Here is a 12,523-nt window from a genome sequence, read left to right on the forward strand (position 1 = left end):
GAGTGAAATCTCATCGCTCCTGCTCTAATGCTTCGGCGGTGCCATACGCGTTCAGCTCGGAAAGGCGATCGACAAGGTCGAGGCACCTGCCGCGGGTGGCCTCGTTCCCCTGGCGATAGAGACGGAGCACCACCGTGACGAGCTGTCGGCCGGTGAGTGCACGTGCAGAGCCGATGTTCGCGAGATCGCCGCCCGCGATCGCCACTGCACGTTCGCACACGGTGATCGTTTCGGATGGCAAGGTGGTCGTCATTCTGCTCAATTCGCCGACCAAGTCGTCAACGTGCTCGACAAACGCAGCACTCGAGACGAATGCCTCTACGAGTTTGTCTATCTCGTGCGGCGGGAGCGCCTTCAGCTCACGCAACACCCCGGCTGCACTCGAGCGCACACCTGCATCATCGTCCTCAAACAGCTCCATTAGGACGTCGATCGAGCCGCTCGGGTCAGCCGCGAATACCTCCGCGGCACCAGATCTGGCTGGGATGGGTAGGTCATGGATCGACCCTGGAACAGCTGAGGGGATCGAATCATGGCGTGCGGCCACGGCCCAAACATGTCCGGCTCGTTGCGCGACTTCGTCTGGGCCATCAAGCGCCAGTGCAAGTACGATTCCAAATCGCTCGGGTGCCCATAGCACCGCGTAGGTAAGTAGCCGTTCGGTTGGCCGGGTGTCGAGAACCTCGATTGGCGCATCAAACAGGCGTTCGATAATCGAGAACGCTTGGGTTGAATCATGATTCATGACCGCGATGACACCTTCAGCGGCGCAAACGCGGACCGCCAGGACAGCGTCAGTCGCGAGTCGCTCAACGACCGGCAGCAGGGCCGCCATGTGCTCGTCCGAAGCGAAGAGCGTTGACGCAGCTGCATGGGCTGCCTGACCGCGTGTGGAGTTGATGCCTGCGAAGTACAAGTCACCGCCGTAGTAGAACTGCTCTGGGCTCGCCTCTGTCCGGGCCAATTCGCGGTCGGGGTCCGGGCTGAGCGAGTGGACCCGGATGAGTTCGGTGAGGTCAGCATTGAAGCTCGTGGCATCCCGAATTGCGCTACAAACCGTTCGCCCGACCGCGGACCCATAGAGATCAGTTGCGTGCCTACACACCTCGGTGAGGAGGTCGACATCAACCTTTCCGGCCACATTCGAAATGATGCTCTGGATTGCCGTCGCAGGGACGCTGATGTCGATCCTCAATGCAAGACGTGCGAATCGGTCAGGATCTTCGTTTGCCCGGCGACCTACGACTTGGGCAAGCTCTCCAGCGCCGCCAACTGGAACATGCCCGCTCCAGTCTGTCCTGTCCCCGGAGTGCTTCGATAGCGCGCGAAGCCAGTCAGAATCCTTCATCTTTGTTGAAGCCTCGTCGTCAATGGGTGAGCCCACGCGGCTCACCATGATCCCACGGGGTGCCTGTGGGGCCGATTCGGGAAATCGTCGTTGAAGTTCGCATATACGACGACGAGCCTCATCGGACATTCGACTTCGATCTATCGCGGAAAGCAACTCGAACTGACCGAACTCTGTCCACGGACTGGAGTCCGTGGACTCTACCGGCCTCAGCAAAGTCGCTTCCAGCTGTTCGAAGAGCTCGTTGGAGCAATTCGGCGAACTGGCTTCGAGGAGCTCGCGACTTGCCCATCGCGGACTGTCCGACCATCCGATCGAGAGGTTCCGAAGATCTGAAAGCAACCATTCGATGGATGTGTCCGCCGACTGACCTGCGGTTAGTGCACGGCATGCAAGGAATCGCAGCTCATCGCTTTCAGCATCCCGGATTTGTCGTAGCTGCTTCTCAAGTGCGGTTGGGTGCTCAGCTGCGACCTTCATAAGGGCGAGTTCGACTCCTGCAAATACTGCGGAGTCCACGCCGTGGTGAGCGTTCTGGTATCGGACAAACCACCGCACGCCGGCGGGCAGCAATTGTTGTCTTGGTCGCGCCTCAGCGAGTGCAATATCAATGATGAAGGGAAGCATGTTGTCGACGAACTCTGACGGTGCTGCCTCGGCAGTATCGATGACGACTTGACTGCCTTGTGATTGAACCTGCAGGTGCCCCGATGCGAAGGGGTCAGAGAATCCATCGGCTTTGGCGCGGGTGAGGCCCCGACACAGGTACGCGCCGATGAGGCGTGCTGCTGATGGAGGGTCTACACGTTCCAGTCCGAAAACGATTGACCAGAAATCACTGTTGGTTGCGATCGGGCCGCGTGCATCATCGAGTAGACCTCGATCAATGAGTTCTATCGCAAGTCCCGTGAGGCCGGGGCTGAGCGACCACTCGATCATGAACCGAAGCCGAAGACGCCACTCTTCGGAAGTCCCCAGGTACGGCCTGACAAGGGCCTCTGCCCGGTCGGGGCGCTCACGGGCGGCAAACGCGAGCTGGTGGAACGCGAGATCCACTCGATCGGAGTCGCCGAGCCAAGTAGCCCACCGACCATGATCATCTGCAGCATCGAACCATCCGGGAATGCTCAACAACGAGAGGAGCCGCAGGCCTATGGGGGTTCCGCTCCAGGCCAAATCGTCGATTGCTGCCCAGTCTTCGGTGCCGGGGTCGAGCTGTGTGAGAACTGTGACGACAACGGTCTTGAGGTGAGCACGAATATCCGTTGAGCGGAGCAGTTCGGAGAAGGTGACCCGGAAGCGGTTCCTGTCGGTCGCTGCGAGGTGCTCAAGGACCTGACGGGTCTGGGCACGTCGAAACAAGAACTGGCCCGACGTCGCCAAGAATGTGTGTAAGTCATTGCCCGAAGCGATGAATGTTCTAGCGAAGAGATAGTCGAAATAGGACTCATGGAAGAAGGAGAATTTTGCGCCGTACCGGCCGACAATCTCTTCGGATTCGAGTGCGTGTACTTCTGTACGGGTTGCACTGTCCAGAATCGTGGCCGGCGCGGTCAAAACCTCATGTTCGCTCATGTAGCCAACGAGTGCGGTGGTGATTCCAAGCCAGTCAAGCTGACCGATTCGATTCTCGATTCGTAGCCTTGCTTCATCCGTGTACTGGTCATACAAGCTCTGCAGGGTGCGGTATTCTTGCTCGCGGGCAGTTTCAGATAGTCGGCAGAATACAGCGAGGTGGAGGGGGATTCGCAGTAGTTCAAGTGTTGACGCAGACGTGGGGATGGTTATCTCGGAAGACTCGAGCAGCGTCTTGACATCGGAGATATCGAGCCGTCTAACGGTGTGGCGGTCAACCGATGATGGGTTAGCGATAAGTCGGCGCAGTCGAGGGTCCGATTCCAAGTCGACTGTTCGAACAACCAGCACCACCTTCACATTCGGGGTGCTGGCCACTTCGTCCAGAAGCTCGTCGATAGCATCGAAGGAGTCGGCCATCCGGCCGCTGTATGTACTGACCGCGTCGAGTTGATCGATCACGATCGCGGCCGGTGATCCGGCGGCCACTCCAGCGAGGACTACCGCCGGTGACTCCGCCAGACCGATGGCGACGCCTAGTTTGTCGGACGTATTCGTCGTCGCGGTGACACTGTCCATGCGGGCGACAGCGACGAACCATCCAAGGCCCTCAAGATTCCTGGCGACATCGGTAGCGATCGTTGACTTGCCGTGGCCAGCAGGTCCGTCGAGAAGCAGTACTTGCTTGGCGTTTGGTGCCTGCAAAAGCCCAAGCACCTGCCGGGAGTCGTGCCGTGGGACTAGACCGACGTTCGCTACATGCCCATTGATACGCCGTTCCTGGCGATCGGTGGTGGCGCGTAGAGAGCTGATAGTTCCCTGGTCGCCGACGAGGTGCCGCCGCTTGAACCCCTTCGATTCCAAGTAAGACCAGATCGCTGCCGCATTTGCGCTCTGATGAATCTTTTCATCGCAGAAGTTGCGCAACTCTGCGATAGTGGAATCGGGATCGTTGGAGAGGAGTAGCTTGTATGGGTTTCGAGTGAGCTGTTGAAGTGAATCGACAGTGTGATGAGTGATGTAGATTTTCTTTAGTATCACCCACGTGGGTTCGCGTGTGGTTGACCACGCTGCGCAAACATTATCGAGCTGAACGACGAGCTCTTTGCTCAGAGACTCGATGAACTCAGCGAGCGTTACGGTACTGCGTGCCCTTGTAGAGAGATCGGCAAGGTCGGGGGCTGCCGTTGACGCGACAAGTCGAAAGTTGCGTCCGGACTCTACTTGAATCTTCGCTGCACCGAGGACGTTTTCATTCTTTAGTCGATTCACGGTCCAATTCCCGCCCGATGAGGCTTCTTTCACCTGCTCGGCCCAAATCGTTCCGTTTTCTTCTATCTCAAACTCTATGCCAACGCCCGTGGAACCGGGCGGTTCAAACCTAATTCGGGAGGCGCGACCCTCAAGAATGTCGGCGATCCTATAAGCGGTCCACCAGTGCTCGTATCTGTTCCCGAATTTATCGGCAGCACCTCCGGGCATCGAACTCATCGCCGTTCCCCTGCAGTTCCGATTATCGGCTGCCGATCGTGTGGCTCAAGTCCGAGTTCGCGCTCAGAACTTGTGAATTTCATTGGCGTCCTGCTTCTGAATCCTCTGCTTGTGGCCTGGTGCTCGCTGCAAGTTGCTTGAAATATTGATGTGCACGTTTCATATCGCGTGCGCGGTCGACGCCGGTGAAGGGCTCCTGGTAAGTGATGCCTTCGACGGTGAGGTCGGCCGGCTTGAGGGAGCCCTTCTTGCGGTACTCGGACGCGAGCTTCGTTGGGAGCTGGCGGCCGGTGGCGTCGTACAAGGCCTCGCGCTCGTACTTCTGCAGGACCGGGAACTGGGTGCGGTAGATCGTCAGTAGCTCCTCCGCCGTGATTCCGAGCATGATTGCGACAATCGCATCGATCTCGACGAGGGCCTGGCGGCGGTCGGCGGCACGGCGCAGGGGGGTTGCCCACTCCCACTTCGGGCCGATATCGCCGAGTCCGCTGCGGTCTGCGTGCTCGACTCCAAGATTTGGAACCCACGAATCATCTTGCCAGGCTTCGTCATACAGCTCCTCCCAGAGTGGAGCAAACGGGTGGACGAGGCAGTTCAGACGAAGGGTTCGGAGGATGAGCTGGGATTCAAGGCGATGATTTCGGATGTGAGGCACCTTGCCGAGGGCTGAAGTCTTTATGTGACCCACGCCCATCACCTTGATGAGAAAGTCAGCGGTCAGGGAGCTGGTAAAGGCGCTCATGACAGCCAGATCAGTCAGATCATCCGTGGTAAGCGAGAGGATTCCACCCACGTGCATGGGTCCTGGTGGCAGGAGCGCAGAGTGGAGCGTACGCACCGTCGCGGAGTCACACATCTCACGCCAGGCGAGGCGGAAGAACGACGAACTGGGTTTGCCGTACCACTTCGGGTATGCAGCGATGTACTCGTCGTAGGGCTTGGCGACTTGGTAGTTGGTGCGAGGGACGAAGTCTTCATCGATCGAGTTGAGCTCGATCGGCGAGTAGTCCTTGAAGCTCCGATAGTTGGGGAACGGCTGCTGATATAGCGGTGTGGCCACTGTGATGTGCGGACCTTGGAAGATTGCGTCGCGCCACAAGGAGGGTATTGCAGATCTCGACTCGAAGAAGCTCAGCTTTCGGTCTGCTGACTCGTGCCAGCCAGCGGTCCATTCAATTGCGTTGCCGAGGCGTGGCGCTGACGCGATCTTGGCAAGAACCTCAGAACTTGCCCGGTTGACGGGATACAGCATGCGTGCCTGAGACGCGGGCGTTCCAGGTTCGTCGATCAGCGTAGCCCACGCCCTCAGCGTGCCATCGTCGACAGAGATGACTCTTTCAAGGTGTGGTCGCTGGTCCCAGTTTCCGTCGTCGTCCTTAACTCCGGGGGCCGCGCCGGATCCATCGTGCAGCAGAGAGCGGGCCACGGTGTCGGGATGGCATACCGAGCCAAAGTGAATGAAGTTCACGTCAGAACGTCGGCCATATATGTGCGTGCCGAACGTGCGCCGGTTGCCGATCTCGAAAAGGCGAAGCTCGTTCCGGAACTGTGCATGACGTCGAAGCCGACGGTAGGTCTCGTGCCGAAACACCTGGGCACGTAGTTCCGTGAAGTGACTCTCGGGATGGATCAACCCGATTGCCCCATAGGGGGCCATCGCGCGCCAGGTTCTGTCCATGAAGCAGCGGTAGAGGTCAGGTTGCAGTCCGCTCAGGATGGGGCGGTCGACGCTCGAGCTGAAATGTTCATTCGATCCAGCCTGTTCCGCACGTTCGTCTAGGAATGCTGGGAGTATTTCTGGCGCGGCGAACGCGTGATCGCGCTTCTGTTGCTTTGCTGGCTCGGCCGGCTTGTCTGCCAACTGCCACCACGGATCGAACTCGGCGAGAACCGCTGCCTCGTCCCAATCCGGTCGTACCCACGGCGGGTTACCGACCTGCAGATCGAACCCGCCGCGCGCGAAGACCGGCGCGAAGTCCAGCTCCCAGTGGAAAAACCCCTGCCGGTCGGCGATTTCCTGTGAAACATTCAGCCACGGGAACTGGTGATACGCATGCCCGACCGCCATCGCGCGCGACAGCAGCAGGTCGTTCTCCTCGGCGAAACCGAGCTCCTGCCAGCTGGTGTCTCGGCCGATGCTCATCTGGCCTCGGCGCTCTGCGGCGGTCTCCTTCACCGGAACACCTAGTACAGCTTCGAGTCCGCAGACCCACTGATCCCAGTCCGGCGGCTCGATGTCCGTCGTCAGCGGCCATGACCAGTTCGCGCACCACGCGTCCATGACCCGACGCAGGCGCTGGTAGGCGCCATTCGGGTCGCTCAGGACGGTCTCGATTTCCTCCCGTGTCACCGCCGGGGTGTGGTCAACCGGGTCCGATCCCCACAGGTGAATGCCGCGGCGGATCTCCGACTCCGCGATCGTCAACCGGCGGAGCGTGAACTCCCACAGCGTCTCCACCCGCTGCGCCAGCGCGGCGAGTCTCTTTACGATGGTCTTGCTCGGCGACTTGCGGATCTCGTTGCGCCACAGCCGCAACTCCTCGCGCTTCTCCGGCGCGTACGTCTTGGCCTCAGCGGTGTCGATCACCGCGCCCCAGCCCTCGGACGGCAGGAGGAAGTGGTGGATGCCGCTGCCGATCTCCTCGCCGAGAGGCACGTCCTTCGCCGGGGTCTTGAGCCACTGCTTCTTGGCCAGCAGGCTCGGCGCGTACACCGACCGGCGCGCACCGATGAGTGAGTTGCCGCGGCGCAGGTGCAGGCCGAACCACGGGGCCTGCAGCCCGGCGACCATAGTGTCGAGCCACAGCGAGATCTCCGCCAGCTCGACGGCGGTGGCGTTGAGGTCCACCCCGTACACCTGGTGCAGCGCGATGTGCGCCTTCACCTTCTGCAGCTCCACCGGGTACCGGTCGGCGTCGATCAGCTCGCCCAGATCCTCCTGCTTGCGCTTGAGGTACTCGGCGGCGAGCTGCCGGACCGCCTCGATCGCGAACGCGCCCGACCCCAACGCGGGCTCGCAGATGCTCAGCTGCAGGATCTGCTCCGGCGTCGTCCGTTCGTCGTTCTGATCCAGCAGCTCCTCGAGGGCCTGCGACACCACGAACTTCGTCAGCACCTCCGGGGTGTAGTAGGAGGCCGACTGCTGGCGTTCGCGGCCGGCGAGACGGAACACGAAGGTGCCCTTGCGGTGCAGCACCGGCTTCTCCTCGCCGGTCGCCTCGTCGACCGTCCGGACGAAGTCCTTCTCGTCGAGATGGTCGGAGCGGTCCACCGGGACCACCCACGACCCCTTCTCCGGATCACCGTTCTTCGCTACCTCGTACAGGTCCTCCTCGGCAAAGAAACCGGTGTAGGACATCAGGCCCTCGTACACCGCGCCCAGCTGGTTGATGCCCAGCTCCGCATAGGAGATGAAACCGCGGTCCCCGCCGCGGCGGCCCTTGGATTCCTTCGACAGCAGCAGGTGTTCGAGCACCCGCTGCGTCGCCTCGTTGCCCAGGCCCACCTCGTCGATCAGCGCCGTCGACGCGGGGGAGAACAGGTCCGCGCGCAGCGGCTGGAACTCCAGGCCCGGCGCCGGATCGTCGGCGACGCCCTCCCGGACGGCGGGGGTGTGGCCCCTGTCGACGAGCCGGAACAGCGTCGCGAGGGACTCGTACAGGTGGGTGCCGGTGCGGGCCTGCTCGGACACCAGCTCGGTGAGCGTCAGCTCCCGCAGCCGGTCCAGGCCGTAGCCCTCCTCGTACTCGGCGGCGCCGGTCGGCAGCACCCGCATCTCCGGGGACGCCTCCGCGTACAGCAGGAACAGGATCCGGTACAGGAACCGCAGCGAATGCTTCGCCAGGTCCTGGCCATCGATCCCGTCCAGGGGCAGGCCCGTCGCGCTGCGGCGCTTGACGACCTCGTTGGCGATGATCTCGATGGACAGTCGGATGCCCTCGCGCAGGTCCTTCGACACACCGACGGTGTGCTTGACCGAGTCCTCCAGGACCCCCGTCCACCAGATGTTGCCGTCCGCGTCCGGGAGCAACGCCTGCCTGCCGAACATGGCGGCGACGCGGTCGATCTCGCCGCCCTTCGCCTCGTGTCGGCGCTCGGCGACCACCAGCAGGTCGACGGCCAGGTAGCGGCCCTCCGCCCACCGTTCGGCCTCGGTGAGCAGCAGCCACTGCCCGGCCTGCACCACAACGAACGCCGGCGGCGCATCCGAGCGGAACGCTGCCGACACCGCCTTCGACGCCGACTCGATGGGCTTGCCGTCCTCGACGGCCGGGGTGATCAGCAGCCCCGTCTCCGGGTCGAGCAGGTCCTCGACCGACGCGACCGGAACCGACTGCAGGAACAGCACACTCGCGTCCCCGTCGAGTTGGGCGTCGGGGATCTCCAGCTCGGAGCCGGCGCGCTCGGCGGTGAACGTCGACAGCGCGGTCGGGTAGCCGAACGTGGTCCGGGTCAGGGCGTGCGCGTCCGCGGCGGCATCCGGGTTCTCCGCCAGCCCGGCGAGCGCGGTCTGCAGTTCCCCGGCGGCGGCGAGCAGGTGGTCGCGGACCGTCGCCCGGCCGTCCTTCTTCTCCGCATCCCACAGCTTGCGGAGTTCGAGCACCTTGCCGTGGAACGACTCCTTCGCCGAGTCGATGGTGAAGTAGTGCTCGCTGATCCAGTCCTCGCCGATGACGATGGAATCGAAAGACGCCACGACTGCTTGGCTCTCCTGTCGGCTCGCGGGGTTCGGACCCCAGATTGGTGCTTAGTCAGCCCGTCCGGGCGCAAGTGTGCCGTGGCGGTGTTCAGTCACCGCGCAGATAGATCTCAACATGGGCGGTTGTCCATGTCACGTACTCCGCTCCACCTTCCGCAGTGCCTCGAACTCGGCGACGACCTCATCCTCGGTGGCCCCCAACTCGGCCAGCAACGCGCCGGCCTTCTTCGCCGCCTCGATGTAAGCGGTGAGCTCGGCTCTGCGGTCCTGGTGAACGGGGATGAACACGCCCACCGTGCGTCCGTGCCGAGTCACCGTCACCGGCTCGGTCTGATCGATGTAGTCGGCGAGGTCTTGCCGGAACTCCCGGACCCCTACGGTCACGCTCATCGCCAACCTCCCGTTGCGTAACGATGTGTACACAATATCGCGGGTGAGGTGAGCGTCGAGCGCTCGCCACGAATTCAGCCGGCATGATCGGTGGGGACGATCACCAGCAGCGGACGCACCAACTGCTGGGTGGGGGCGAGGGATTCGGCGAGGCGCTGCTCCTCCGCGATCCGGCGGGACAGGGTGTCCACCTTCTTGCGCTGCCCGGCAACCAGCTCCAACTGCTCGGCGCCCGCGTGCCAGCGGTCCGCGCGGCGTCGCCAGCTGGCGAGCCGCTCGGTGGCGGTGCGCTCCTGCTCGCCGAGGACGAGGTGCATCGCCGCCGTCGCCTCGTCCACCGCGATCGGGACCAGCGCGCGATACCGGTCGGCGTCGGCGACCGGGCCGGGGTTCGCCGAGCCCGGCCGCAGCCCGGTGTCGGTGGTGAGGAAGCCCAGGTCCGCGAGCGTCTCCACCACGCAGAACGAGGGGTTGTTCGGATTGGGGAATTCGGCGGTGGAGAACACCCGCGAGATCAGCTGCCCGCGCCGGTTCATCAGCGTCCCCATCAGCAGCACCGTCGGGGCGTCCACATCGCCGCGGATCACGAAGATCTGGCCCCGACCCAACGCGCTCAACGCGCGGTCGCTGGCCCAGTCCAGCACCGGGTGCAGCGGCCCCAGGTAGTGGGCCTCCGGCCACGTCGTGCCCGCGACGCCCTTGCCCTCCTTGGCGGCGGCGAGCTGCGCGGTGCCGACCTCCGGGGAGGTGGCGAGGGTGAGGCGTTCGAGGACCTTGCCGTGCTGCAGGTAGTTCTGCGGCAGCTGCCCGAGTCGCTGGCGCAGGTCCCGCGGCGGCGTCAGCTCCGCGACCGCGTGGTTGGTGTGCACCGTCCAGCCGACACCGCCGGCGTCCAGCTTCGCGTGCGGCACATCGTGGAACGCGGCCTTGAGCGCCTCGTCGAGGAAGGTGAGGTCGTCGGGGTAGAGGCTCTGCCGCGGCGCCTGCGGCAGCGTGTTCTCCGCTGCGTCGTCGGAGGTCTCGTCGAGGTCGAACTGGGCGAAGAACGCGTCCAGGTCGTCCCCGGCGGCCACGTCGTCGACGTCGCGGATCTGCTCGTCGAGGGTGGCCTTGCCGACCAGGACGTCGCGGATCGCGTTCTCCTCGTCCGTCACCGAGTGCCTGCCCATCAGGGAGGCGACGTCGCCGAGGGTGCCGTGCGCCTGGTTCTCCCGCTCCAGCAGCCGGGAGAGCACCCGCAGGTCGCCGGAGAAGTCCGGGTCCGACGGTTCGAGGATCAGCGACGAGATCACCGGCGGGTGCTGCTGCCCGTACCGGTCGATGCGGCCGTTGCGCTGCTCGATCCGGATCAGCGACCACGGGATGTCGAAGTGGATCAGGTGGTGGCACTGCGCGTGCAGGTTCACGCCCTCCGAGGCGACGTCGCCGGTGACGAGCACCCGGATCGGGGAGGTCTCCAGCTTGAAGCTGTCCACGATCTCCTGCTGCTCGACGTCGGAGAGCCCGCCGTGCAGCATCGCGACGTTCTCGGCCTTGAGGCCCAACTGCTTCGGCAGGTGCTCGGTGAGCCAGCGCAGGGTGGCGACCCGTTCGGCGAACACCACCGCGCGGGTGGAGGATTTCGCGCCGACTCCGATCTCCTTGAGGCGCTGCACCAACGCGGCCTGCTTGCCCGCCGAGTCGTTCAGGGCGTGCGTGTTCAGCTCGTCGAGGGTGGTCAGCGCGGCCAGCTCGGCGGCCTGCTCGGGGACCGTCGGGTCGAGCTTGCCGCGCCGCTGCTTGAGGGATTCCGCAAGCGCGGCGGGGGAGGACAGGAACGCCTTGGCGAGGGTCCACGGGAACAGCGCGGTCGTCTGGCCGGAGTAGGGGGAGCGGCCGGTGTCGGGGTGCAGCCAGGTCTGCGAGAGTTCCTGCGCGACGGCGTCTTCCGCGGGGGACGGCTTGACCAACTTGTGGACCGGTTCGGCGCGTTCGGCCCAGTCGCTGCCCACCTCCGCGGCCACCTCCGGGTGGTGCCGATGCCTGCGGATCAGCAGCGAGGCGACGTCGTCCTTGGTGAAGGTGCCGTCGGCGGCGACGGCCGTCGGGTCGAGGAGCCGCAGCAGCTCCGCGAACGACTCCTCCTTGCCGTTGTGCGGGGTCGCCGACGCGAGGATCAGCGCCTCGGTGTTCGGGGCGAGGACGCGGGCCAGCTCGTTGTTCTGGGTGCCGACATTGGTGAGGTTGTGCGACTCGTCGATCACCACCGCGTCCCAGTGCTGCCGCTGCAGGTGCGCCTTGTATCGGGGGCTCTTGAGGGTGTCGATCGAGATGATCGCCCGCTTGAAGTAGGTGAACGGGTTCCGGGTGGCCGGCAGCTTCTGGCGCACCTTCTGGATGCCCGCCGAATCCAGCCGGACGAACGGCAACGCGAACCGGCACCACAGCTCGTGCTGCATCTGCTCGAGCACGTGCTTCGGGGTGACGATCAGGATCCGCTCACCGCGCCCGCGCCGCACCAGCTCCGAGAGGATCATGCCGATTTCGAGGGTCTTGCCCAGGCCCACCGCGTCCGCGATCAGGATCCGCGGCCGGATGTGCTGCGGGTCCAGGGCCTTCGCGACCGCCGCCCGCTGGTAGCCCAGCGAATCCGCCAACATCTGCGTCGACACCGTCAACGTCTGGTCGCCGTACGGGAACGGGGTCTTGCGCAGCAGCGCCTCGAGCCACAGCCGGGAGTCGCGGTAGCCCGACGAGCCGTCGGCGACCACCTCCGCGTTCCGCGGGTCCTGCACCGCGATCTCGTCGAGACTCGAATAGAACGTCGCCGTGGTGTCCTTCACCAACTCAGTCAGCCCGCGCGCCTTCACCAGCCAGCCGTCCGAGCCCTGCTCGGCGGAGGTGACCAGCCACTCCTCGTCGCGGACCACCACGATCGAGCCGGGGGCGACGTTCAGCGTGGTGGTCGGTGCGGAAATGGTGCGGCCCTCCGTGTCGTGACAGATGTGCGATGACGTTAGCGTGCCCTCCGGGCGGGGTGC

At 63.9% G+C, this 12,523-nt stretch carries 4 protein-coding genes; all 4 read right to left on the bottom strand.

Annotation, left to right across the window (positions count from 1 at the left end; all coding sequences use genetic code 11):
• Positions 1 to 10: 10 nt before the first annotated feature.
• Positions 11 to 4,414, bottom strand: coding sequence for an AAA family ATPase (locus ACWF62_RS14280; protein ID WP_452630408.1), 4,404 nt, complete (start codon positions 4,412 to 4,414; stop codon positions 11 to 13).
• Between the two features lie 79 nt (positions 4,415 to 4,493).
• Positions 4,494 to 9,110, bottom strand: a complete 4,617-nt coding sequence (locus tag ACWF62_RS14285; RefSeq protein WP_452630410.1) for a DNA methyltransferase — start codon at positions 9,108 to 9,110, stop codon at positions 4,494 to 4,496.
• A gap of 135 nt (positions 9,111 to 9,245) precedes the next feature.
• Positions 9,246 to 9,503, bottom strand: coding sequence for a type II toxin-antitoxin system Phd/YefM family antitoxin (locus ACWF62_RS14290; RefSeq protein WP_452630412.1), 258 nt, complete (start codon positions 9,501 to 9,503; stop codon positions 9,246 to 9,248).
• 74 nt (positions 9,504 to 9,577) lie between these two features.
• On the bottom strand, positions 9,578 to 12,412 hold the full coding sequence (locus tag ACWF62_RS14295; RefSeq protein WP_452630451.1) for a helicase-related protein: 2,835 nt from the start codon (positions 12,410 to 12,412) through the stop codon (positions 9,578 to 9,580).
• Positions 12,413 to 12,523: the final 111 nt, after the last annotated feature.

Source organism: Rhodococcus sp. NPDC054953 (assembly GCF_053609225.1).

Coding starts and splice junctions, on each gene's coding strand:
- ACWF62_RS14280 (WP_452630408.1), bottom strand. CDS start 4,414: ATGAGTTCGATGCCCGGAGGTGCTGCCGATAAATTCGGGAACAGATAC.
- ACWF62_RS14290 (WP_452630412.1), bottom strand. CDS start 9,503: ATGAGCGTGACCGTAGGGGTCCGGGAGTTCCGGCAAGACCTCGCCGAC.